This window comes from Myroides sp. C15-4, from assembly GCF_050522745.1.
In the GTDB taxonomy this organism is placed as follows: Bacteria; Bacteroidota; Bacteroidia; order Flavobacteriales; family Flavobacteriaceae; genus Flavobacterium.
On sequence record NZ_JBMVQX010000006.1, the window covers coordinates 115,120 to 139,423 of the forward strand.

Genomic DNA, 24,304 nt, shown 5'->3' on the forward strand with positions numbered 1-24,304 from the left:
AAAAACCAAGCATCTAAAAAGAATACTTGGTTTTTCGTAATGTATTGAATTGTTATTTATTTGTTCTTAGTTGAATAAACCTAAAAGTAGGGATGGACATAAACCGAATACAATAATCGCTGTAATAGAAACTAGTCCTACGATTTTGTATGATAGAGGAACTTGAATAGCTGTTGTTGCTTCATCTTCCTCTTGTTTTGTGAACATCAAGATGATAATTTTTAGGTAGTAGTAAATACTGATAAAGGAGTTGATTACCCCGAAGATGACTAAGATGATAAATCCGTTTTTCACTGCTTCTGTGAACAAGAAGAATTTTCCGAAGAAACCAGCGAAGATTGGAATACCTCCCATAGATAATAACGCCACAGCTAAGATAACCGCTAAAAGGGGGTTAGATTTGCCTAATCCTTTAAAGTTGTTGATGTGTTCGTTGTCTTTTCCTTTCGTTACGATCGTCAATACGGTAAAAGCGGCAATACCAGCAAAAGCATACGAGGTAGCGTAGTAGAATAGGTTTGGTGTTGCACTGCCTAATGCAGTCAACGCCATCATCATAAAACCAGCATGCGAAATACCAGAATAAGCCAGTAGACGCTTCATATTATCTTGGCGTAACGCCATGACATTACCCACAGTCATCGTTAAGATGGCAATCACAACAATAGCTGTAGTGTAGTGAGACGGCATTTGGTGTAACAGGTTGATGGATACTTTGTACAAGGTAGCAACAGCCGTTACTTTTACCAATGTACTCATCATGGCAGTCGTTAAGTTTGGAGCTCCTTGATACACGTCTGGTGCCCAGAAGTGGAACGGAACCGCTGCTATTTTAAATAACATTCCAATAATAACCAGGGTCACCCCAAGTGCATACCATACTGGCATGGGATTGCTTGTTGTTAATTGAGTGATTTGAGCCAAATCAAATGATCCTGTTGCTCCGTAGATCAAGGCAATTCCAAAAAGAACAACTCCTGATGCAAACGATCCCAACAAGAAGTACTTCATCGCTGATTCGTTACTTTTAATATTCGTACGATCCGAACCACAAAGAATGTATAGGGTAATAGAAAGAATTTCTAATCCCACAAAAAACATCGCCATATTGCCGAAACTCACCATGGAAATTGCTCCCATAAGTAAGAATAGTTTTAACGAAATATAGTCTGATATTTTAGAAAATTGCGTTTGATAAAAGTCTTTACTCAAGGCAACCAATAAAATGGTTAGGGCGATAAATAAAGAAGAAAAGGTACTTGAAAATTTAGTAGTTACAATCATATTGTTGTAATGGGCTTCCACCACATCAATATTGCAAAGTGTGTACCCCAGAATTCCCAGTAGTCCTACAATCGTTAGCGGGATGATTAATTTTCTCAAATTAATGATCTCTGCTAGTAGAACGATAACCGCTAATACGCCAACTGCTATTAATGTATTCATCTTTTATATTTTGGAATTATAGCTTCAGAATAAGCTGAATCTCAATTTTGTTATTTAATATAGGATACGATTTCAACCAAACTTGGTGTAATTAAATCGGTAATTGGCTTAGGATAAACACCGAGGAAAATCACAGTGATTACTAATATTCCCAAGACAATTTTTTCGTTTAGCGTTACCTCTTTAAATACTTTGGCATTCGTTTCACCTAGCATAGATCGTTGGAACATGCGCAACATATAGAACGCACCGAAAATGATACTTGTTCCTCCGATGATCGCGTACCAAATATTGATTTGCGATAGACCATACAGTAGACTGAATTCCCCAATGAAACTGAATGTCCCTGGTAAACCAATTGACGCAAACAATAGGATCATAAATAGGGAAGCGAATTGTGGCGCTTGTTGGCGAATTCCTCCCATTTCGTTGATGGCTCTTGTATCGAATCTGTTGTACATGATTTCAGCTACATAAAATAAACCTACGATAACAAAACCGTGGGCTAACATTTGATATACAGCTCCTAATAATCCGTCTAAGGTAAGGGTATAAGCTCCTGCAGCAATCAATCCAACGTGTGCAAGAGAAGAATAAGCGAAGAAACGCTTGATGTTCACTTGTTTTAACGCTACGATTGATCCGTATACTACACCAATAATACACAAAACCAGGATGGTAGGCATTAAGTCTTTTGCAGCCGATGGTGCAATAGGCAATTGCCAACGAATGATTGAATACAATCCCATTTTCAACATGATTCCCGATAAAAGCATGGTTCCAACCGTTGGTGCTTTTTCATAGGTAGATGCCTGCCAAGTATGGAAAGGGAAAATAGGAATTTTAATGGCATAAGCTAAGAAGAATGCAAGGAAAATCCAGTACTGTTCTTGGCTTGTTAAGCTTACGTTGTATAAATCTGCTAGTAAGAAACTACCTGCTTTTTGGTATAAGTAAATAAACCCAACCAACATGAATAGAGAACCAGCGAAGGTGTAAATAAAGAACTTAAAGATTGCTTTTTTACGTGCTTCAAAGGTATCGTTCCCCCATAGTAAAGCGATGAAGTAGATTGGAATCAAAGATAATTCCCAGAAAATATAGTATAAAAATCCATCTGCTGCTAAGAATGTTCCCGTCATAGCGAATGACATGAACATCACCAAGCCATAAAATAGATTTGTCTTCTCAATGTGATTTCCAAAAGAAGATAAAATGATTAGCGGTGTTAACATGGTTGTTAATAAAACAAGGGCTAACGCTAATCCGTCTGCTTTTAGGGCAATGTGAATGTTGGGATTCATGATCCATTGCGTGGTAAAACCGGCATTTACTCCCGAATTGTGTTGACAAATGAGGGCAATTGTTTCTACAAATGCCACTAACCCAAATAGCAAAGCAATTTTAGGGGCAAGTGTTTTATTTGCTAAAAACGTAGCAAATGCTCCAACTAATAACGTTAATAATAATATAGTTACGTTCATCTCTCTAAATTATCTTGCAATGAATAAATAATACAACATCAAACAGATTCCGAATACAAAGGCAAATAAGTACAATCCGATATTTCCGTTTTGTGCTTTTTTACCTTGTAAAGACAACCCATCTGCTATTTTTCCTAACCCGTAAATCACTTCTGATAAAGCAACTTCTACGACATCTCTAAAGAATACAGCTAGTACGTAAATAGGCTTTACAATTACTTTCATGTAGATTTCGTCAATGTAGTATTTGTTGTATAACACTTTATGGAATCCTGTCATTTGTTCATCTGTAGGAGGAAGGTCGCCTTTTTTGATGTATTTGCTATATGCAAGGAATAGACCAATACAAGCCCCTACAACAGCTACAGCCATTAAGATGTATTCCGTTGTTCCCAATACGTGTGGATGTGCATTGGCACTGTTAACGATGATGGGTTCTAAATAGCTGTTTAACCAACTGTTTCCTGGAAGACTGATCACTCCACCAACCACAGATAAGATTCCTAAAATCCAAAGCGGAACCGTAATAGCTGCTGGACTTTCATGCAAGTGATTTTTTTGTTCTTGTGTTCCTCTAAAGTTTTTGAAGAATGTCAAGTACAACAATCTAAACATATAGAAAGCCGTCATGATAGAAGCAAGTGATCCGATTACGTACAATACGGGATTGTGACTGAAAGCAGTTAGTAAGATTTCATCCTTAGAGAAGAAACCAGAGAAAGGAGGGAAACCGGAGATAGCAATTGTTGCTAACAAGAAGGTTGCATACGTTGCAGGCATAAATTTCTTTAAGCCACCCATATTTCTCATGTCTTGCTCACCACCCATAGCGTGAATAACAGATCCGGAACCTAGGAACAAACAAGCTTTAAAGAAAGCGTGTGTTACTACGTGGAAAACAGCAATTTCGTAAGCACCAAATCCGACAGCCATAAACATCAATCCCAATTGAGAGACGGTTGAATAAGCCAATACTTTTTTGATGTCTGTTTGCACTAAACCGATTGAAGCAGCAAACAAAGAAGTGACAGCTCCAACGATAGCGATGATATTTTGAATGTGTGGCGCAAGGTCAAACACAAAGTTTAATCTTGTGATTAAGAAAATACCTGCAGTTACCATGGTTGCCGCGTGAATTAACGCAGAAACAGGCGTTGGTCCTGCCATCGCATCAGGTAACCAAGTGTACAATGGAATTTGAGCACTTTTTCCTACTGCACCAATAAATAAAGCTAAAGCAGCCCAACCAATCCACATGTTGATTTGGTGGTTTGTTCCCTGCATTAATGCCTCTTTAATGGTCATATAATCCAACGATTGGAATAAGAAAGCCAAGATAAATACCCCAACTAAAAAACCTAAATCCCCGATGCGGTTCATGATAAATGCCTTTTTAGCGGCGTCGTTATACGATTGGTTTTTATGCCAAAATCCGATTAATAAGTAAGAGCACAATCCTACACCTTCCCATCCGATGAACGTGATCAATAAGTTACTACCTGTAACTAACACAATCATAAAGAAGATGAAGAGGTTCAAATAGGCGAAAAACTTCGCGTAGTTTTCGTCATTTTTCATGTAGTTGGTCGAGTACCAGTGAATTAAGGTACCGATTCCCGTTACAAATAACAACCATAAAAGTGAAAGTTGATCGAGTAAAAAGCCAAAAGTAACATTGAAGTTAGCCAGGGCCATCCATTCGAATAGTTCAATTTCAATGGGTTGTTTGGAGTTGTTTACTTGGATAAAGGCCAATAATGAAATGATAAAAGAAATTAAAACTGCTACAGTTGCGATAACTCCTGAACCATTACCTAATTTTTTTCCAAAGAAAACATTAACCAAAGCCCCAAGTAAAGGGACTAATAATAAAAGTAAAATTACGTTTGTATCCATAAGGAATTATCCTTTTAAGTTCTTTAATTTATCAATATCAATTGCGCCAATATTTCTGTAAATCGATACAAGGATAGCTAATCCTACAGCAACTTCTGCCGCGGCAACCGCCATTGTAAAGAAAACAAAAACTTGTCCTTGTGCGTCTTGGTGATAGGTTGAAAAAGCGACTAACAACATATTCGCTGAGTTCAACATAATCTCAATACACATAAACATCACAATTGCGTTTCTTCTATATAATATTCCAAATACACCAAGGCAGAATAATATAATAGATAAGTAGATGTATTTATCAATACCGATGATTTCAATTACATTTTCCATAATTAAGCTGCTTTTTCAGATTTGTCTTTTTTAGAAATCAATACGGCTCCAATCATAGCAAGTAAAAGCAATACTGCAATCATTTCGAATGGAACAACATATTCATTCAATAGTACTTTACCTAACACGTGAACGGATTGGAAGTCTTGTCCATGGTTTGCATATTGTAATTCGTATGCTTGATTTCCTCTTAACGTGATGGATAATAACAATAAACCAACTAAACAGAAGGCAATTGTTGCGGTTACTTTAGAAATTAACGGTTTTGAAACTTCGTGGCTGATATTTAAGTTCATTAACATGATCGTAAATAGCATTAAAATCATGATTGCCCCAGAGTAAACCATAATGTGGATCATGCCTAAAAACTGAGAATTCAGTAAGATGTAATGACCTGCTATTGAGAAGAAACTAACAACCAACCACAAGGCACTGTGAATAGGGTTTTTACTCAACAACGTTAACGCTGCACTTCCGAGAGTAATTGTCGAAAGGATATAAAATAAAATCTCTACCATAATTACGCTTGATTCTGTTTGTTTGTATTAGCAATAGCAGCCTCTAAAGGCATAACTAATTTATCTTTTCCGTAGATGAAGTTTTCACGTGTAACATCTGCTTTGGTAATTGCACCAGATTTGGTTAAGTAAATGGCTTGTTTTGGACAAGACTCTTCACATAATCCACAGAAGATACAACGCAGCATATTGATTTCATAGATCTCTGCATACTTTTCTTCGCGGTATAGGTGTTTCTCCTCTGGTTTGCGTTCTGCTGCTTTCATCGTGATCGCTTCTGCAGGACAGGATAAGGCACATAAACCACAAGCCGTACAGCGCTCTCTTCCCTCATCATCGCGCATTAGGGTGTGTCTACCGCGGTAAACAGGGCTAAATGGACGCGTTTGTTCAGGATAAGAAATTGTCACCTTTTTCTTAAACATGTGTTTTAAGGTAACCATCATTCCTTTGAAAATCGCAACCAAGTAGATGCGCTCGCTCCAAGTTAGTTTCTTATTCGAAACCATCTTCTTTCTTCCTGATAAAGAATATGTAGTAGTTGATGACATGTTTAATTAGTTTAATAGTAAGATTACAACAGCTGTAACGATTAAGTTCAATAATGCCAATGGGATTAAGGTTTTCCATCCTAAGTTCATCAATTGGTCATAACGGAAACGCGGTAAGGTCCAACGTACCCACATATAAACAAAGATGAAAAAACAGATCTTTACAAATAGGGCAATAATTCCCAATACATTTGCAATATTTACCCCCCAATTTTCAACGGCCCATGACATACCTGGATAGTTATACGCTCCAAAGAATAGTACTGCAATGATCGCTGAAGAAATAAATAAGTTCGCATATTCAGCAAATAAATAGAATCCCATTTTCATGGATGAATATTCGGTGTGGAATCCACCGATTAACTCTTGCTCACATTCCGCTAAGTCAAAAGGAGCTCTATTCGTTTCTGCAAAAGAACAAATGAGGAAGATTAAAAACCCAATAGGTTGATAAAATACGTTCCAATTCATTCCGCTTTGTTGTAGGGCAATTTCTCTCATACTCATACTTTGTGTGATTAACAGCAAAGAAATAAGGGAAAGTCCCATAGCAATTTCGTATGAAATCATTTGAGAAGCCGCACGAATACCACTCATCAATGAATATTTGTTATTGGACGCCCAAGCCCCAATCATAATCCCGTAAACACCAACAGAAAGTACCGCAAGAACGTATAAGATTCCGACGTTAAGATCTGCTGCTTGCAGAATAATTTCTCTTCCAAATAGGACAAATTTATCTCCCCAAGGCAGTACAGCACTAGTCATTAAAGCTAGTGTCATTGCCAAGAAAGGACCAAATTTGAATAAGAATCGGTTAGGCGTAGTAGGTTCGTATTCCTCTTTAGCGAATAGTTTTAAACCATCGGCCAAAGGTTGTAAAACCCCTCCTTTACCTGCACGGTTTGGACCTAAACGATCTTGTATCCACGCTGCGATTTTTCGCTCAGCTAGCGTAGCATACATCGCCATAAGCATTGTAATTGCGAATACAACTACAATAATAACTGCTTTATCAATAATAATAGCTTTATCCATTTTATACCGTTTTATTCTTTAGATTCTTCGTTCGTCAAAGGGATCGCTTTCATACTGATCTTTTTGCGATCTTGCTCACGTCCTTCTAAAATATGCTCTTCTGTTTTAATCACTACGTGATCTAATTTCTTGGTGTAGTTATTTTGATTAATAACAGAGAATTTTTCGAATTTTCGCGGTCCTTCAATAACCCAATCACTTGTTTCTTTGTGGTCGAATCGGCATGAATTACAGATAAATTCTTCTACTTCATGGAATTCGTCTTTGCGTGCTGTTACACGTTGAATTTCTTCTCCAAACATCCATAAGGTCACTTTCCCAGAACAAGTCGGACAGTTTCGGTGCGCATTGTAGGGTTTGTTGAACCAAACACGCGATTTGAAACGGAAGGTTTTGTCTGTTAAAGCACCAACTGGACATACGTCGATCATATTTCCAGAGAATTCATTGTCGATAGCGGCTGAAATATACGTAGAAATTTGCGCGTGTTCCCCTCTACCACATACACCGTGAACGCGTTTGTCTGTTAGTTGTTCTGCTGTTTTTACACAACGGTAACACAGAATACAGCGGTTCATGTGCAATTGGATATTGTCTCCAATATTTTCAGGTTCAAACGTTCTCTTTTCCTCTTGGTATCTTTTTTGTTCTTTTCCGTGTTGAAAGGCCAAGTTTTGCAAATCACATTCTCCTGCTTGATCACAAATAGGGCAATCCAACGGGTGATTGATCAAAAGAAATTCAGTTACTGCTTTTCTTGCTTCTAAAACTCGTGGCGAAGAGATACTTTTTACTTCCATACCATCCATAACTCCTGTTTTACAAGAAGCCATTAGTTTGGGCATCGGACGTGGATCTGCTTCACTACCTTTGGAAACTTCCACTAAACAAGCTCTACATTTTCCTCCTGTTCCCTCTAGTTTTGAGTAATAGCACATTGCTGGTGGAACAGATTCCCCACCAATCATTCTTGCTGCTTGTAGAATGGATGTTCCTGGTTCTACTTCTATTTCATGTCCGTCTATAGTAACTTTCATAAATTGTGCTTTTTAGCTAAAAAATTAGCGTGAATTATTTATTAATCAGTTGTTTTACGCTTGAAAAAGGTTCTTGTACAAAGTGATTTCTATCTTTTACTTTTTCAGGGAATAAAACGTGATATTCAAACTCGGCTCTAAAATGTCTAATAGCAGCAGCTACTGGCCAAGCCGCAGCATCTCCTAGTGGACAAATCGTATTTCCTTCAATATTGCTTTGTATGTTCCACAACAGGTCAATGTCATCCATGGTTCCCTGTCCTGTTTCAATGCGGTGCAATACTTTCTCCATCCAACCCGTTCCCTCGCGACAAGGTGAACATTGTCCACAGCTTTCATGCGCATAGAAACGAGCAAAGTTCCAGGTGTTTCGAACGATACAAGCCGTATCATTGTACACGATAAACCCTCCAGAACCCAACATAGATCCTGTTTCAAAACCTCCATCAGATAAAGATTCATACGTCATTAAACGATCTTCACCATTGGCGGTTTTATATATTAAATGAGCCGGTAAGATTGGCACGGAAGACCCTCCAGGAATTAAAGCCTTAATAGGTCTGTCATCCATCATACCGCCACAGTATTCGTCAGAATTGATAAATTCTTCTACTGTAATTCCCATCTCAATTTCGTAAACTCCTGGTTTTTTGATGTGTCCAGAAGCCGAGATTAATTTTGTACCTGTAGAACGTCCCAAACCAATTTTAGCATACTCATCTCCTGAATTGTTGACAATCCAAGGAATATTAGCGATGGATTCAACGTTGTTTACTACGGTTGGATTTCCCCATAAACCACTTACTGCAGGGAAAGGAGGTTTGATACGAGGATTTCCTCGTTTTCCTTCTAAAGATTCAATTAGGGCTGTTTCCTCTCCACAGATATACGCTCCTGCACCACAGTGTACGTGTAAATCTAAAGAGTAGTCTGTTCCTAGAATATTTTTACCCAACCATCCTGCGGCATAGGCCTCTTTGATGGCTCGCTCAAGGGTTTTAAATACCCACATATATTCACCGCGAATATAGATATACGATAAGTTTGCCCCTAAAGCATAACTTGCCGTAATCATTCCCTCAATTAACAAATGGGGAATGTATTCCATTAAGTATCTATCTTTGAATGTACCCGGTTCTGACTCATCGGCATTGCATACTAAATGCCTTGGTTTACCTGATTTTTTGTCGATGAAACTCCATTTTAAACCTACGGGGAATCCCGCACCTCCACGTCCTCGTAGTCCTGATGCTTTTACTTGTTCCGTAATATCATCGGGAGCCATGGTTTTCAAAGCTTTTTCAACCGATGCATATCCGCCATTTTGACGATATACCTCATATGATTTTATCCCAGGGATATTGATCTTGTCTAATAATATTTTTGTCGCCATAGTACTATTTGTCGTGAAGAATTACTTTTCCTGCTTTACAATCAGCAATGATTTGGTCGATTTTATCTGCTGTTAAGTGTTCCTTATAGAAGTCGCCAAGTTGCATCATTGGTGCATACCCACATGCGCCCAGACATTGAACACCAACTACAGAAAATAACCCATCCGGTGTTGTTTCTCCTGGTTTAATACCTAGTTTTTCACAAGCGTATTCCATCATATCATCTGCTCCTCGGATGCCACAGCATGAAGTTAAGCAGAACTCGAACGTATACGTACCCATTGGTTTTTGGTTGTACATTGTATAAAAGGTAACTACTTCGTATACTTCGATCGATGAAATTTCTAATATCTCCGCTACTTTATCCATCAATTCTACGCTGATCCAGTTATCATGCGCATCTTGTACTGCGTGTAACACAGGCAAAAGCGCTGATTTCTTTTTGTCAGCAGGGTAGTGGCTCAACAATTCGTCAATGCGTTGTTGAAGTTCAGGCGTGATATTTATATTTTGTTTGTATTTCTTCGTTTCCATGATTTAAGCGTCTAATTCTCCTGCAATGATGTTTAAACTTGATAAAGTAATAATCGCATCTGATAACATACCTCCTTTTACAATGTCATTATACGCTTGGTAAATGATAAAACAAGGTCTTCTAAAATGCAATCGATACGGGGTTCTACTTCCATCCGTAATGAGGTAGAAACCTAATTCTCCATTTCCTCCTTCTACGGCGTGATACAGTTCCGTTACGGGAACAGGAACTTCACCCATTACAATCTTGAAGTGATAAATTAGCGCTTCCATGTTGGTATACACATCTTCTTTTGGAGGGAGATAGTATTCTGGAACATCAGCGTGGAAAGGGCCTTCAGGCATTTTATCCAAGGCTTGACGAATAATTTTCATACTTTCCCATACTTCGGCATTGCGCACGCAAAAACGATCGTAACAGTCACCAGAAGTTCCTACGGGAATTTCAAAGTCAAAGTCTTCATAAGAAGAGTATGGTGTTGCCACACGAACGTCATAATCTACACCAGCAGCACGTAAGTTTGGACCTGTAAATCCAAAGTTAATTGCCTCTTCTGCTGAGATTCCACCTACGCCAATAGTACGATCCATGAAGATTCTGTTTCGAGTTAACAAGCCTTCAAATTCGCTCCAAATAGCAGGGAATTCAGCTAAAAACTCTTCTATTTTTTGAAAAACTGCAGGACTCCAGTCTCTTTCGAAACCACCGATTCTACCCATATTGGTTGTTAATCGTGCACCTGAAATTTCCTCGTATATTTCGTATATTTTTTCTCTGTATTGGAATACGTATAAGAAACCCGTTAAGGCTCCTGTATCCACACCCATTACAGAGCTACAGATAATGTGGTCGGCAATACGCGCTAATTCCATGATAATTACACGCATATATTGGACGCGTTTTGGAATATCGATACCCAATGCCTTTTCAACTGTTAACCACCAAGCCGTGTTGTTGATTGGCGATGAACAGTAGTTCAAACGATCCGTTAGGACGTTAATTTGATAGAACGGTCGGTTTTCGGCTATCTTTTCAAAAGCACGGTGGATATACCCCACTGTCCCTTCTCCATCTAATACCTTTTCCCCATCTAACAGGATAATATTTTGAAAGATACCATGCGTAGCTGGGTGCGTAGGACCTAAGTTTAAGATTTGTAACTCTGTACCATCTTCTTTAAACTTTTCCTCTATAAGCTTCGCGTATCTTTGTTCTGGCGGTAATAATAAATCTGACATAATCGTAAATCTTAATCAGTTGTTATTAACAATTGTGAATCGTTCTACCAAAGAAACGATCGTCTTTGTCTGTTCTTCCTTCATCTTCCATTGGAAATTCTTTGCGCAGCGGGAAAGATTCCATTTCATCCATATTTAAAATGCGTTTTAACTGTGGATGGTTCTTGAATTTGATGCCGTAAAAATCATACGTTTCTCTTTCTTGCCAGTTTGCTGATTTAAATAAATCGGTCACCGAATCTACGGTTGGATTTTTGCTGCTCAAAAAGGTTTTGAAGCGAATGCGAACATTGTCCATCCAGTTGTGCATATGGTACACCACAGCTAATTGACGATCTTCTTCTGAGTCTGGGTAGTGAACACCGCAAACATCGGTTAGAAAGTTGAAATTCATTTGGTCATTGTCTTTCAAAAACTCAACAACGGCGTGAAGCGTTTCAGGCGCGACTTCGAAAATAAGCATGTCGTGCTGTTCGTGAAATTCCTTAACCGATAAACCAAATTGATCGATTAAAGCCTTTTGAATGATTTGATTATCTAATGCCATATTTATTTACTTTCTATGTTATAAGATTTTAATAACTCATCGTATTCTTTTGTACCCCGTCTGTAGATCGATTCTGCTTTTACGATTTCGTGTAATCGCATAACGCCATCTAAGATTTGTTCAGGTCGAGGAGGGCAGCCAGGTACATAAACATCTACGGGGATTACTTTATCGATACCCTGTAGTACAGAGTATGTATCAAAAATCCCACCAGAAGAGGCACATGCACCTACGGCGATTACCCATTTGGGCTCAGCCATTTGTTCGTATACTTGGCGTAAGATTGGGGCCATTTTTTTGGAAATTGTACCCATAACCATCAACATATCTGCTTGTCTAGGAGAGAAACTCATACGCTCTGATCCAAAACGCGCAATGTCATACGTAGCAGCCATCGTCGCCATAAATTCAATACCACAACATGAAGTCGCAAAAGGTAAAGGCCACATCGAATTCGAACGTGCCAAACCAACTACTTCACTTAATTTCGTAGCAAAAAAACCTTCTCCCACATATCCTTCAGGAGCTTCTACTGTTTTATATTTTTTATCGCTCATCTTCCTAGTTTTTTAATCCCATTCGAGACCTTTCTTTTTAAATTCATATAATAGTCCAACTAATAACAGGAATAAGAAAATTCCCATCTTAGCAAATCCATCCCATCCCAATTCTTGAAAGTTCATCGCCCAAGGGTAAAGGAATACCACTTCAACATCAAATAAAACAAAGAGAATAGCGACTAAGAAATATTTTACGTTAAAAGGAATACGTGCGTTTCCCAATGATTCTAGTCCACATTCCCAAGTACTATCCTTGATTTTTGATTTTTTTCTAGGTCCTAGTTTACCTGAGACCCATATCGTCACTGCTACAAATCCCGCAGCCAGTGCAATTTGCATTAAAATTGGTATAAAATCGAGTTGACTTGATTGCATAAGTACAAGTTTTATGTTAGAATACAACATACAAATATAGAGCCCTAGATCGTCTTAACAAAGCTTTAGAACTCTAGGTGTTGGGCTAAATCTTTAATATTGTGCAATATGTATTTAGATTAATTATAAATAGTAGATATGAGCATAAAAAAAAGCTACCTAATCGAAATTAGATAGCTTTACTGTAACGGAAAATTATATATATATTCTTAATCTTCTATCACTTGTACATTAGTGGCAATAAGCCCTTTTTTACCTTGTTCCTCTTCGTAAGAAACGCGGTTACCTTGTTCTACGTTCTTTGTTTTTAAACCAGTGATGTGAACAAAGATGTCTTGTTTAGTAGCTTCATTTGTAATGAAACCAAATCCTTTGTCTTCGTTGAAGAATTTAATTACGCCTGTGTGCATTTTAAAAAAATAAAAATATTAGAACACCAAATATATAGTTTTTTTAGTGTCTAAAGGGGTTGAATTTGAATTTTTTATTAAAAAATATTCCCACTTGTCTTTTTTTTAATTTTTCTTGTGTTTTCAACGCTTTAAAAGGGGTATTTTTAGAAAAAAATAGAGGGAACTAAATTTAGTTCCCTCTATTTGTATTGGCATCTTGCGATTATTCTTCTTCTAATGGTTTCATGTGGAATGATTCCATGAAAGCCGTTGTATAGTTTCCTGCTTTGTAGTTTGGATCGTCCATCAACTGTCTGTGGAACGGAATTGTTGTTTTGATTCCTTCGATAACAAACTCATCTAATGCACGTTTCATTTTGTTAATTGCTTCTTCTCTTGTTTGAGCAGTTGTGATCAACTTAGCAATCATTGAATCGTAGTTAGGCGGGATAGAGTACCCTGAGTATACGTGTGTATCTAAACGCACACCATGTCCTCCTGGTGCATGCAACGTTGTGATTCTTCCTGGAGAAGGTCTAAAGTCATTGAATGGATCTTCTGCGTTGATACGACATTCGATCGAGTGTAATTTTGGCGTGTAGTTTTTACCAGAAATAGGCACACCTGCAGCCACTAAGATTTGCTCGCGAATTAAATCGTAATCAATTACTTGCTCTGTGATTGGGTGCTCTACTTGGATACGCGTATTCATTTCCATGAAGTAGAAGTTGCGATCTTTGTCCACTAAGAACTCAATCGTTCCTGCTCCTTCATATTTGATGAATTCAGCAGCTTTTACAGCAGCTAATCCCATTTTGTCTCTCAATTCATCTGTCATGAATGGAGAAGGAGTTTCTTCCGTAAGTTTTTGGTGACGTCTTTGGATCGAACAGTCTCTTTCAGATAAGTGACAAGCTTTTCCATAAGAATCTCCTACTACTTGGATTTCGATGTGACGAGGATCAACGATTAGTTTTTCCATGTACATTCCGTCATTTCCAAAAGCAGCAGCTGCTTCTTGACGTGCACTTTCCCAAGCTTTTTCTATTTCTTCTTCTTTGAAGATCTCACGCATCCCTTTTCCACCACCTCCAGCAGTTGCTTTCATCATCACAGGGTAACCAATGGCTTTGGCTGTTTTTTTTGCGTGTTCTAAAGATTCTAACAACCCATCAGAACCTGGAACCGTAGGTACTCCAGCTAGTTTCATTGTTTCTTTTGCTGTTGCTTTGTCTCCCATTTTCTCGATCATCTCTGGAGAGGCACCGATAAATTTTACTCCGTGCTCTTGACAGATTTTAGAAAACTTTGCATTTTCAGCTAAGAAGCCATATCCTGGGTGTATCGCATCAGCATTTGTGATTTCAGCTGCAGCGATAATGTTGGAAATTTTTAAATATGATAGGTTTGAGGGAGCAGGTCCAATACATACAGCTTCATCAGCGAAGCGTACGTGAAGACTATCTGCATCTGCAGTTGAATAAACCGCTACAGTTTTAATTCCCATTTCTTTACACGTTCTAATGATGCGTAAAGCAATTTCACCTCTATTAGCTACTAATATTTTTTTAAACATCTTCTGAAATTTTAAATTCTAATTTTACTTTTCTTCTTTGCAAGCAGAGAAGGGTTGTCTAATTTCTTAAGATGGGTCAACTAAGAATAAAGGTTGATCAAACTCAACAGGTGACGAATCGTCAACTAAGATTTTTACAATTTTACCTGAAACTTCAGATTCAATTTCGTTGAATAACTTCATTGCTTCAATAACACAAACGACATCGCCAGGTTTGATTACAGTTCCTACTTCAGCGAATGGAGCTTTATCTGGTGCTGGTTTTCTGTAGAATGTTCCAATGATTGGAGATTTTACAGTAATGTATTTTGCATCTTCTCCTGCTGGAGCTGCCGCTGCAGGAGCATCAGTTGCTACTGGAGCTGCCGCTGGAGTAGCTACAGCTGCTTGTGGCATAGATTGCGCTACTGGAACTTGTTGGATATACGTTGTTTCAGTGCTTCCTGTTTCTGTTGTTTTGATGGTGATTTTAAAATCATCCATTTCTAATTTTACTTCTGTAGCTCCTGATTTCGCTACGAATTTGATTAGGTTTTGAATTTCTTTAATGTCCATACTAATGTATTGGTTAGTTGTTTTTTCTAAATTAATTTAACTATTGTAAGCCCACTTTAGGTATATTGATCCCCACGTGAATCCACCACCAAATGTAGCAAAAATGATATTATCACCTTTTTTCAATTGGCTTTCGTAATCACACAGTAATAGGGGTAAAGTAGCAGAGGTTGTATTTCCGTATCGCTCAATGTTCAGTAAGACTTTAGATTCGTCTAGTCCCATGCGATGTGCAGTAGCATCGATGATGCGTTTATTGGCTTGATGTGCCGCTAACCAATTGATATCGGTATGCGTTAAATTGTTGCGTTGCATGATTTTTTCGCTCACATCTGCCATGTTGGATACGGCATATTTGAAAACAGTTTTTCCATCTTGGAACACATAGTGTTGTCTGTTGGCTACTGTTTCTGCGCTTGTTGGTAAAATAGAACCACCAGCGTCAATTTTTAAATATTCTCTTCCGATTCCGTCACTTCTTAGGTATTCATCCATAATTCCGTAACCTTCGGTATTGGGTTCAAATAGTACGGCTCCGGCAGCATCACCAAAGATGATACACGTAGCGCGATCGGTATAATCGATGATCGAAGACATTTTGTCTGATCCAATTAACAATACTTTTTTGTATTTACCAGATTCAATATAAGCAGAGGCAACAGACATCCCATATAAGAAGCTTGAACAAGCAGCTTGTAGATCAAAGGCAAATGCATTGGTTGCGCCAATTTGAGTAGCTACGTATACACCTGTAATTGCTACAGGCATATCAGGGGTTGCTGTTGACAATAGAACTAGGTCTATCTCTTTTGGATCTATTCCCGATTTTTTAATTAAGTCTTCCGCAGCTTTAATAGCCATGTGGGAAGTTCCTTTGCCAGGTTCTTTAAGAATTCGTCGTTCTTTAATTCCTGTTCGAGAGGTAATCCACTCGTCGTTGGTTTCAACCATTTTTTCTAAATCCGCGTTGGTCAACTTTGTCTCAGGCAAATAACAACCAACTGCAGTAATGGCTGCATGTATTTTTGTCATATGGTGTTGCTTTACTTTATAAAAACATTCCAAAAAGAAGCGAAAATTACAAAAAAAAAACGAATTGGAGCTTTTTTAAGTCTTAAAACTCGTTGTCTCAGTAAATTTCAACAAAAAAAAACTCTCACACACTGTGAGAGTTTATTGTGTTTTTTTGAAAAGCTTATGCTTCTACTGCTGTTGTTTTATCAATTACAACTTGTCCTCTGTAGTAAAGTTTTCCTTCGTGCCAGTAAGCTCTGTGGAATAAGTGAGCTTCACCAGTAACAGGACAAGTAGCGATAGTTGGAGCTACAGCTTTGTAGTGTGTTCTTCTTTTATCTCTTCTTGTTTTCGAGGTCTTTCTCTTAGGATGTGCCATTTTACTATATTATTTATCCGTTAATAGTTTTTTTAATTTTTCCCATCTAGGGTCTATATCTTCATTTTCTGAATCTTCATCGGCGGACTCCGCTTGTGAATCTTCTAGGTCAATGTCTTCGTCTTCCTCGTCACTGTCAAATAAAAAATCGAATTCATCTTCGTCAAATTCGTCTTCTGCTGCTTCAGGACTAACTCGCTTTACTGGAATTGCAAGGGCTACTAATTCGTATATATACTGAGTAAGATTGATCTCATACTCATTAAATGGTATAATTAGTACTTCATCGTGATCGTTGTTGAATTCCTCTCCAAACTTGACAATGAGGTTAAATTCATTCTCAATTGGAAGATCAAAGTCCTCATTTGTAACGTCACAAGGTACATTTGCAATCCCTTTTGCTTTCAAATTAATCTCTAAAAGGGTAGCTTTTTTATTTAAAAGAACGCTAATATTTGCTTGTATACTGTTGAAATCATCGTAATTGTAATGTTTAAAAAAATTACTATCTACTTGGTATTCAAAAGTATGTTCTCCATTTTTCAATCCAATAAAGGATATCGAATATGTTTTTTCGGTATTCATCAAATACATGATTTGAGCGTGCAAAGATAAAAAATTATTATTATTACAAGCTAATTATCAAATTTTTTTGTATTATTTTCTTTTTCTTGGGGCATTAAGGGATTGCTCTTAGCTTCGATATTTCGGTTTCGGTTTCTGAAAACATCGAGGGCTAGATACAAGGCCTCGCGAAAAGAAGTAGGATCAGCTAGGTTTTTTCCTGCGATGTCATAAGCCGTTCCGTGGTCTGGAGAGGTTCTAATCTTGTTTAAACCTGCGGTGTAATTCACCCCTTTGCTAAATGACAACGCTTTGAAAGGAGCCAATCCTTGGTCGTGATAACAGGCAATGACAGCGTCAAAGCTGTTGTATAGTTGCGAACCAAAAAATCCGTCCGCTGGAAAGGGTCCTGATACGAGGATGCCTTCCTCTGCTAGTTTTGTTAAGGTTGGTTTCATGATTTCTTGTTCTTCTACACCAATGACACCTTCGTCTCCTGCATGTGGATTAAGCCCCAAAACTGCAATGCGCGGATTGAAAATGTTGAAATCGGTTATTAAAGCTTCTCGTACCGTTTTTACTTTTTCGATGATGCGTTCCGCTGTAATCGCTTGTGCAACGTCTTGTAAAGGAAGGTGATCGGTTAACAATCCAACTTTTAGATTGTCGCTCACTAAAAGCATTAAAGCATGACCCTCCAATTGCTCATTGAGGTAATTGGTGTGTCCTGGATGTTTAAACTCCTCCGATTGGCTGTTGTATTTGTTGATGGGAGCCGTAACAAGCAAGTCAATCGTCCCGTTTTTTAACGCTTCTGTAGCGGCAACAAAAGATTTAATTGCATAATCACCGACCACAGGATCGTTCACACCAAAATTGATGTTTACGTTTTCCTTCCACAAATTTAATACGTTCAGCTTACCTGGAACGGTTTGGTCTAAACTGTCAATGCCCTGAAAATTCACATTGCTATTGATGTTCTTTTTGATATATGATAAGGGTTTTGAACTACCAAAGATAACGGGAGTACAAAGCTCTAGCATTCTATTGTCTTCGAAACATTTAAGGATAACTTCGGGGCCAATACCATTTAAATCGCCTATTGATATTCCTACCCTAACATTTTCTTCTTTATGGCTCATAGTTTCGTATAAATTATTAGTAATTTTGAAAACAAATTTAATAAAATAAATGGAGTAATGTTTACAGGAATTGTTGAAGAAATTGCAATCATTAAAAATATTGTCAAAGAAAAGGAGAATATACACCTCACAGTTGGCTGTTCATTCGTCAATGAATTGAAAGTAGATCAGAGCGTTTTGCATAACGGTATTTGTTTAACGGTTGTGGCTTTGACTGAGGAAACCTTTACTGTGACTGCTATTAAGGAGACCATCGATGTAACAACATTGGGACAGTGGACTGTTGGACAAGAAATTAATTTAGAGCGTGGCATGTTAGCTAATGCGCGTTTGGATGGACATATTGTGCAAGGACATGTAGACTTGGTTGGACGTTGTGTGTCTATTGAAGACGCCGATGGAAGTACCTATTATGGATTTGAATATGACCCAAAAGCTACACATATTACGATTTCCAAAGGATCTATTACCATTGATGGTACGAGTTTAACCGTAGTAGATTCGGGAATTAACACCTTTAGTGTAGCGATTATACCCTATACCAAAGAGCACACCATTTTTAAACATTATCGCCTAGGCGATTGCGTAAATCTCGAATTTGACGTGATTGGAAAATATGTTGAAAAACTGTTACAAGTTAGGAATGTTTAACAATTCAGTGTTAAAGTTGAAATGTGTTTGTTAACTTACATTACATTTGAATAGTAAAACAATAATATGAGAATGAATGTGCAAAGTCAAAACTTTGTTTCGATGACGGATGAAGAATTGGTTCAATTCATTATTCACAATGGAAATACAAGTTTGTTTGGTATTCTCTATGATCGGTACGGTCAAAAAGTATATCAGAAATGTTTGGGATTTGCTGAATCCCGGGATGCTGCAGAAGACTTGACGCAGGATGTTTTCGTGAAATTATACCTCAATTTAAAGTCGTTTAGAGGAGAAGCAAAATTTTCAACCTGGCTTTATTCATTTACGTATAATCATTGCGTTAACTATTCAAAGTCTATTTTGAGGCGGCAAAGAGATAACGTGGAATTGCAGGAAGAAACGCTATATGTTTCTACTGCGGATGAGGAAGTAACTGATGAAGAAATCTTTTCACTCACTGTTGAAAAGCTTCAAGAAGCACTAGGATTAATCGACCCTGAAGATAAGATCGTTTTGTTGATGAAATATCAAGATGATAAGTCAATTAAAGATATCGCACAGCTGCTAGAATTAGGTGAAAGTGCGGTTAAGATGCGATTGCACAGGGCTAAAAAGAAAATTGTGGAATTATATAATTCGTTGTCATAATGGAGAATCCTTTTAAGAAAATACTGCAAGACGAGAAATTGCCGGACTATCTGAAAGATCGGGTGATTGACAATTTGAATTTTATTAAGTTATCCCTAGATGTATCAGAGCTATATACCGTTCAGGTACCCAAAGTAGTGGAGTCATTTATGGGAGATATTGATAAAGAAAAAGAAAAGAAAATAATAGAAAAAATTAAAAAAGAAGATCATGATGGAGAAATTATATAGTTTTGAATATCCTAGCGAAATGATTAACGACGTGATGAATTCACTTGTCAAAGGCATTTTTGGTTTTCTGCTAATTGCAGGATACGTCCTCCTGTGTTGGTTGTTGTTGAAGCTGTTTTCCTACATCCTTCGAAAGCTATTTAAGCTGATTCGCTTAGATAAAATTCAAGAGGGATTAGATGATAATGAGTTCTTAGGTAAAATTAAGATTCGGGTAAAAGTCGATGCGATTTTACTCTTTTTTGTAAAAGTATTCTTGGTGTTTCTCATGGTGCTTATTGGGGCCGAGCTGTTTGGTTTAGCTATCGTTTCCCGCGAAATCGGTAATTTGATGATGTTTGTGCCTAAATTGTTCGTCGCTTTGTTGATCTTTATTGGAGGGCTTTACTTTGCGTCTTGGATCAAGAAAGTCATCGTTGAAGTACTTAAAGCCGTTGATTTTGTCGGTGCTCGTATGATTGGCAATATTCTGTTCTATTTGATTTTGATTTTTGTGGTGATTACGACTTTGAATCAAATGGGAATTGATACCTCTATTATTACCAGTAACATCTCTATTATAATAGGAGCTATCTTACTTACGGTTGCTTTGTCTTTAGGATTAGGCGCGAAAGATGTAGTGACAAAATTATTGTATTCGTTTTATGCTAGAAAGAATTTAGAAGTAGGACAATACATCGCTATCGATGGATTGAAAGGCTATGTTATCTCGATTGATAATATCTACCTGTGTCTATTGGTGGAAGGAAAGAAAAATTATATTCCAATTAAGACTGTTTCGGAAAGTCATATTGAAATATTAAAATAAAAAAGGCCTTTTTTGGAGAAGGGAAAAGGGAGAAGGGAAAAGGGAGATGCGTGAATCGTAATGCGTGATTTAAGTTAGGGGGGTGAACGATAGGAATTTCAATTAGGAGTGCTTGGATCTTTCTTCGTGACTCCTTCGATCGTCCTTCGACAAAAAGCTGTTTTTCCCAAGTATTCTCCTAGCATTGTCGAAGAAAGGTTGGGGAAGTCTTGAACTAAGTCTAGAGTTAAATCCTTGTTCAGTTACAATAAGACATAAAAAAGGGCAATCTTGCATTTAAGATTGCCCTTTTTCTATTGCCTATTTTTACTCATCTCCTTCAGGGGGAGATGCGTGAATCGTAATGCGTGATTTAAGTTAGGGGGTGAACGATAGGAATTTCAATTAGGAGTGCTTGGATCTTTCTTCGTGACTCCTTCGAGCTTCCTTCGACAAAAAGCTGTTTTTCCCAAGGATTCTCCTAGCATTGTCGAAGAAAGGTTGGAGAAGTCTTGAACTAAGTCTAGAGTTAAATCGTTGTTCAGTTACAATAAGACATAAAAAAGGGGCAATCTTGCATTTAAGATTGCCCTTTTTCTATTGCGTATTTTTACTCATCTCCTTCTCTCATTTCCCTTCTCTCATCTCCCTTCTCCAACTAGTCAATTTTGAATGTCAAAACAGAAATAGGGGAGTGGTTTACTAAGTCTTCACTAATACTTCCGTTAAAGAAGTGCGCCAAACCAGTACGGCCATGCGTTGCAATGGCGATTAAGTCTGCGTCTATTTTTTTACAGTAGTTTAAGATTCCCTTTTCAACATTGATGTCGTTGTAGATACTCAAATCAAATTCTTTGTCTGTGATATCTTCTAAGAACGTATCTAAGGTTTCTTCTGCCACATGGGTAGGTTTAAAGCTATTCGGTGTGTTGACCATTAATAGGTGTAAATCAGCACCGACAATTCTGTTTAGCGCTAATGTGCTTTTGAAAGAATCTTTCATTTCACTAGTGAAGTCAGAAGCGAAAACGATGTCTTTGATGCAGTTGTCGTCAAATTCTCCTTTAACTACAAATACAGGTACTGGAGAGGTGCGAACTACTTTTTGTGTGTTGGATCCTACAAAGTACTCTTTCATTCCGCTAGCTCCGTGTGATCCCATTACGATAAGATCAACTTCGTTGTGTACTGCTGATTTGGTTACTCCTTGAGAGGTGCGATCTAGAATCAAGCTAGTCGAAACAGTTAATCCGTCGAATAATGGATCTAATGCAATTTGTTGTAATTTTTGTTCTGCTGCATTTTTGAAAAACATCACTTCGGGAGCAGGTGTACCTTTACTAATACCATCACTTGCTTCTTGAGGCAAATCGAGGATGTGTAGTAGAATGATTTCAGCGTTGTGTTTTTTTGCAAAATTCACCCCTGCTTTAATCGCGTTTTGTGCTTGTTGTGAAAAATCTGTAGGTATTAGTATTTTTTTCATAATTACGTATAAAAGTGGATTAAGTGATTAACATGTTTTTTTAGTGTTCTAAATTTAAGCATATAATTATCAATACACAAAAGTTTTTATTAGTACAAAAAAAATAGTATATTTGCACCGTTATTTATTAAAGAAGTTAAATAATGAGGGGACGTAATAGTCCCCTCTTTTTATAGCATATGACATTTAAAAACAAAGTACAAGAGTTGTTGGATGCGGCTTTAGCTGAGAAGCAAGAGTTGTTTTTGATTGAAATGACAATATCTCCAGATAATAAGATTATGGTAATCTTAGACGGGGATCACGGGGTTAATTTGCAAGACTGTATCGATGTAAGTAGAGCTATTGAGCACAATTTAGACCGAGATGAATATGATTTCGGTTTAGAAGTTGCCTCTGCGGGAGCTACATCACCGTTGAAGTTATTGCGTCAGTATAACAAAAATATTGGTCGAAAAGTAAAATTAGTTACGTTGGATCAAGAGAAATACGAGGCGACAATAGCTGAAGTCAGAGATGCATCGATCGTATTACAGTGGAAGGCCCGTGAGGCTAAAGCTGTTGGAAAAGGAAAGGTTACAGTTGAAAAAGAAGCTGTTATACCATTCGAAAATATAAAAGAAGCTAGTATAATAATTTCATTTTAAAAAAATATCAGATGGAGAATAGTGGTTTAGTAGAATCGTTCTCAGAATTTCAAGAGTTAAAATACATTGACCGAGTTACGTTAATGGCCATCTTAGAAGATGTATTCCGCAATGCATTGAAAAAGAAATATGGCGATGACGATAATTTCGATATCATTATTAACCCTGATAAAGGAGATTTCCAGGTGTTTAGAAGCAGAATCGTTGTAAATGACGGGGAAGTTGAAGATGAGAAATACGAAATTTCATTAAGTGAAGCAAGAAAAATTGAATCTGATTTCGAAGTAGGGGAAGAAGTTTCAGAAGAAGTAAAATTAGAAGATATTGGAAGAAGAGCTGTTTTAGCTTTACGTCAATATTTGAATTCAAAAGTGACAGAGCATGACAATGCTACACTATATAAGCAGTTTAAAGAGGTAATCGGAGAGATTTACGTCGCAGAAGTGCATCATATTCGCCCAAAAGTTGTAATTTTGATGGATGATGAAGGAAATGAAATCGTTTTGCCAAAAGAAAAACAAATTCCTTCTGACTTTTTCAGAAAAGGAGATACTGTAAAAGGAATTATTGAGGCTGTTGAATTGAAAGGAGCAAAACCTCAAATTATCATGTCTAGAACGTCTAACAGATTCTTAGAAAGATTGTTAGAACAAGAGATCCCGGAGATCGGAGAAGACAAGATTTTCGTAAAGAGAGTCGTTCGTATCCCAGGTGAAAAAGCAAAAATTGCTGTAGAAGGATCAGATGATCGCATTGATCCTGTTGGAGCTTGTGTGGGAATGAAAGGATCGCGTATCCATGGAATCGTTAGAGAACTTGGAAATGAAAATATCGATGTGATTCATTACACTGCAAATACAGATTTGTTTATCAAACGTGCATTAGCACCAGCGAAAGTAAATAAAGTCGTATTTGATGAAGAGACCAAAAAAGCAAATGTATATTTAGATACAGAAGAGGTTTCTAGAGCAATTGGTAAAGGAGGGCAAAACATTAAGTTAGCCGGAATGTTAACGGGATTTGATATCGATGTGATGCGTGAATTAAACCCTGAAGATGACGATGTTGAATTAAGAGAATTCAGCGATGAAATCGATGTATGGGTAATTGAAGAGTTTGCGAAGATTGGATTGGATACAGCAAAAAGCGTGTTGAACTTGAGTGTTGAAGAGTTAATCAAACGCACGGACTTAGAAGAAGAGACCATTCAAGAGGTGCTCCGTATTCTTAAGGAAGAGTTTGAAGATTAAATCAACACTTCTATTAACAACACAACACAAATAA

At 37.5% G+C, this 24,304-nt stretch carries 28 protein-coding genes; 6 read left to right on the plus strand and 22 right to left on the minus strand.

All coding sequences use genetic code 11. The features are described from left to right. Nucleotides 1–66: 66 nt before the first annotated feature. The 21 genes from ACPDHL_RS04675 to pdxA all read right to left on the minus strand — a co-directional run bounded on the left by ACPDHL_RS04675 (nt 67) and on the right by pdxA (nt 18,568). Nucleotides 67–1,446 (minus strand): NADH-quinone oxidoreductase subunit N, encoded by a 1,380-nt coding sequence (locus ACPDHL_RS04675; protein WP_430531640.1) that lies wholly within the window; start codon nt 1,444–1,446, stop codon nt 67–69. Between the two features lie 50 nt (nt 1,447–1,496). Next, entirely contained in the window at nt 1,497–2,930 is a 1,434-nt protein-coding gene (locus ACPDHL_RS04680) for a complex I subunit 4 family protein (RefSeq protein WP_430531641.1), read from the minus strand. A gap of 9 nt (nt 2,931–2,939) precedes the next feature. After that, complete coding sequence (gene nuoL, locus ACPDHL_RS04685; RefSeq protein ID WP_430531642.1) at nt 2,940–4,826, minus strand: NADH-quinone oxidoreductase subunit L; 1,887 nt, start codon at nt 4,824–4,826, stop codon at nt 2,940–2,942. A gap of 6 nt (nt 4,827–4,832) precedes the next feature. Then, nucleotides 4,833–5,153, minus strand: coding sequence for an NADH-quinone oxidoreductase subunit NuoK (nuoK, locus tag ACPDHL_RS04690; RefSeq protein ID WP_182625883.1), 321 nt, complete (start codon nt 5,151–5,153; stop codon nt 4,833–4,835). A gap of 2 nt (nt 5,154–5,155) precedes the next feature. Further along, on the minus strand, nt 5,156–5,671 hold the full coding sequence (locus ACPDHL_RS04695; protein WP_430531643.1) for an NADH-quinone oxidoreductase subunit J family protein: 516 nt from the start codon (nt 5,669–5,671) through the stop codon (nt 5,156–5,158). A 2-nt stretch (nt 5,672–5,673) separates the two neighbouring features. Next, nucleotides 5,674–6,222: a NuoI/complex I 23 kDa subunit family protein gene (locus tag ACPDHL_RS04700; RefSeq protein ID WP_430531644.1), complete on the minus strand. Its 549-nt coding sequence runs from the start codon at nt 6,220–6,222 to the stop codon at nt 5,674–5,676. Nucleotides 6,223–6,228: 6 nt separating this feature from the next. After that, nucleotides 6,229–7,260, minus strand: coding sequence for an NADH-quinone oxidoreductase subunit NuoH (gene nuoH / locus ACPDHL_RS04705; protein WP_430531645.1), 1,032 nt, complete (start codon nt 7,258–7,260; stop codon nt 6,229–6,231). Between the two features lie 11 nt (nt 7,261–7,271). Then, the gene (locus ACPDHL_RS04710) at nt 7,272–8,297 is read right to left on the minus strand and encodes a 2Fe-2S iron-sulfur cluster-binding protein (protein WP_430531646.1); all 1,026 of its coding nucleotides are present in this window, start codon (nt 8,295–8,297) and stop codon (nt 7,272–7,274) included. A gap of 34 nt (nt 8,298–8,331) precedes the next feature. Next, on the minus strand, nt 8,332–9,690 hold the full coding sequence (gene nuoF, locus ACPDHL_RS04715) for an NADH-quinone oxidoreductase subunit NuoF (protein WP_430531647.1): 1,359 nt from the start codon (nt 9,688–9,690) through the stop codon (nt 8,332–8,334). Between the two features lie 4 nt (nt 9,691–9,694). Beyond that, complete coding sequence (nuoE, locus tag ACPDHL_RS04720) at nt 9,695–10,225, minus strand: NADH-quinone oxidoreductase subunit NuoE (RefSeq protein ID WP_430531648.1); 531 nt, start codon at nt 10,223–10,225, stop codon at nt 9,695–9,697. Nucleotides 10,226–10,228: 3 nt separating this feature from the next. Beyond that, nucleotides 10,229–11,464 (minus strand): NADH-quinone oxidoreductase subunit D, encoded by a 1,236-nt coding sequence (locus tag ACPDHL_RS04725; RefSeq protein ID WP_430531649.1) that lies wholly within the window; start codon nt 11,462–11,464, stop codon nt 10,229–10,231. A 25-nt stretch (nt 11,465–11,489) separates the two neighbouring features. Beyond that, nucleotides 11,490–12,011 (minus strand): NADH-quinone oxidoreductase subunit C, encoded by a 522-nt coding sequence (locus tag ACPDHL_RS04730; protein WP_286465853.1) that lies wholly within the window; start codon nt 12,009–12,011, stop codon nt 11,490–11,492. A 2-nt stretch (nt 12,012–12,013) separates the two neighbouring features. Beyond that, nucleotides 12,014–12,568: an NADH-quinone oxidoreductase subunit B gene (locus ACPDHL_RS04735; protein WP_182625874.1), complete on the minus strand. Its 555-nt coding sequence runs from the start codon at nt 12,566–12,568 to the stop codon at nt 12,014–12,016. A 12-nt stretch (nt 12,569–12,580) separates the two neighbouring features. Continuing rightward, a complete protein-coding gene (locus tag ACPDHL_RS04740; protein WP_286465856.1) occupies nt 12,581–12,946 on the minus strand; it encodes an NADH-quinone oxidoreductase subunit A in 366 nt (121 codons plus the stop codon). Between the two features lie 209 nt (nt 12,947–13,155). Further along, nucleotides 13,156–13,356: a cold-shock protein gene (locus tag ACPDHL_RS04745; protein WP_182625872.1), complete on the minus strand. Its 201-nt coding sequence runs from the start codon at nt 13,354–13,356 to the stop codon at nt 13,156–13,158. Nucleotides 13,357–13,561: 205 nt separating this feature from the next. Next, nucleotides 13,562–14,914: an acetyl-CoA carboxylase biotin carboxylase subunit gene (gene accC / locus ACPDHL_RS04750; RefSeq protein ID WP_286465858.1), complete on the minus strand. Its 1,353-nt coding sequence runs from the start codon at nt 14,912–14,914 to the stop codon at nt 13,562–13,564. Between the two features lie 66 nt (nt 14,915–14,980). Continuing rightward, entirely contained in the window at nt 14,981–15,469 is a 489-nt protein-coding gene (gene accB, locus ACPDHL_RS04755; RefSeq protein ID WP_286465860.1) for an acetyl-CoA carboxylase biotin carboxyl carrier protein, read from the minus strand. Between the two features lie 36 nt (nt 15,470–15,505). After that, nucleotides 15,506–16,501 carry a beta-ketoacyl-ACP synthase III gene (locus ACPDHL_RS04760; protein WP_286465862.1) on the minus strand — a complete coding sequence of 332 codons (996 nt, stop codon included), beginning with the start codon at nt 16,499–16,501 and terminating at the stop codon, nt 15,506–15,508. Nucleotides 16,502–16,664: 163 nt separating this feature from the next. Further along, nucleotides 16,665–16,862, minus strand: a complete 198-nt coding sequence (rpmF, locus tag ACPDHL_RS04765; protein ID WP_002989043.1) for a 50S ribosomal protein L32 — start codon at nt 16,860–16,862, stop codon at nt 16,665–16,667. Nucleotides 16,863–16,871: 9 nt separating this feature from the next. Continuing rightward, nucleotides 16,872–17,447 (minus strand): YceD family protein, encoded by a 576-nt coding sequence (locus tag ACPDHL_RS04770; protein WP_430531650.1) that lies wholly within the window; start codon nt 17,445–17,447, stop codon nt 16,872–16,874. 50 nt (nt 17,448–17,497) lie between these two features. Next, a complete protein-coding gene (pdxA, locus tag ACPDHL_RS04775; RefSeq protein ID WP_182625865.1) occupies nt 17,498–18,568 on the minus strand; it encodes a 4-hydroxythreonine-4-phosphate dehydrogenase PdxA in 1,071 nt (356 codons plus the stop codon). A gap of 57 nt (nt 18,569–18,625) precedes the next feature. Between pdxA and ACPDHL_RS04780 the strand changes: the two genes are divergently transcribed. From ACPDHL_RS04780 to ACPDHL_RS04795, 4 genes are all read left to right on the plus strand, one after another. Then, complete coding sequence (locus ACPDHL_RS04780; protein ID WP_430531651.1) at nt 18,626–19,219, plus strand: riboflavin synthase; 594 nt, start codon at nt 18,626–18,628, stop codon at nt 19,217–19,219. Between the two features lie 66 nt (nt 19,220–19,285). Beyond that, a complete protein-coding gene (locus ACPDHL_RS04785) occupies nt 19,286–19,870 on the plus strand; it encodes an RNA polymerase sigma factor (protein ID WP_182625863.1) in 585 nt (194 codons plus the stop codon). Continuing rightward, nucleotides 19,870–20,100: a hypothetical protein gene (locus tag ACPDHL_RS04790; protein ID WP_182625862.1), complete on the plus strand. Its 231-nt coding sequence runs from the start codon at nt 19,870–19,872 to the stop codon at nt 20,098–20,100. The genes ACPDHL_RS04785 and ACPDHL_RS04790 overlap by 1 nt, the downstream gene beginning before the upstream one ends. After that, nucleotides 20,081–20,908, plus strand: coding sequence for a mechanosensitive ion channel family protein (locus tag ACPDHL_RS04795; RefSeq protein WP_255492344.1), 828 nt, complete (start codon nt 20,081–20,083; stop codon nt 20,906–20,908). Before ACPDHL_RS04790 ends, ACPDHL_RS04795 begins: the two co-directional genes overlap by 20 nt. A gap of 637 nt (nt 20,909–21,545) precedes the next feature. Here the strand turns inward: ACPDHL_RS04795 and ACPDHL_RS04800 are convergent. After that, nucleotides 21,546–22,373 carry a universal stress protein gene (locus ACPDHL_RS04800; protein WP_430531652.1) on the minus strand — a complete coding sequence of 276 codons (828 nt, stop codon included), beginning with the start codon at nt 22,371–22,373 and terminating at the stop codon, nt 21,546–21,548. A gap of 179 nt (nt 22,374–22,552) precedes the next feature. Between ACPDHL_RS04800 and rimP the strand changes: the two genes are divergently transcribed. Together rimP and nusA are read left to right on the plus strand one after the other, a co-directional pair. Next, entirely contained in the window at nt 22,553–23,020 is a 468-nt protein-coding gene (gene rimP / locus ACPDHL_RS04805) for a ribosome assembly cofactor RimP (protein WP_430531653.1), read from the plus strand. An 11-nt stretch (nt 23,021–23,031) separates the two neighbouring features. Beyond that, nucleotides 23,032–24,270 carry a transcription termination factor NusA gene (nusA, locus tag ACPDHL_RS04810; RefSeq protein ID WP_182625859.1) on the plus strand — a complete coding sequence of 413 codons (1,239 nt, stop codon included), beginning with the start codon at nt 23,032–23,034 and terminating at the stop codon, nt 24,268–24,270. The last annotated feature ends 34 nt before the right edge of the window (nt 24,271–24,304 follow it).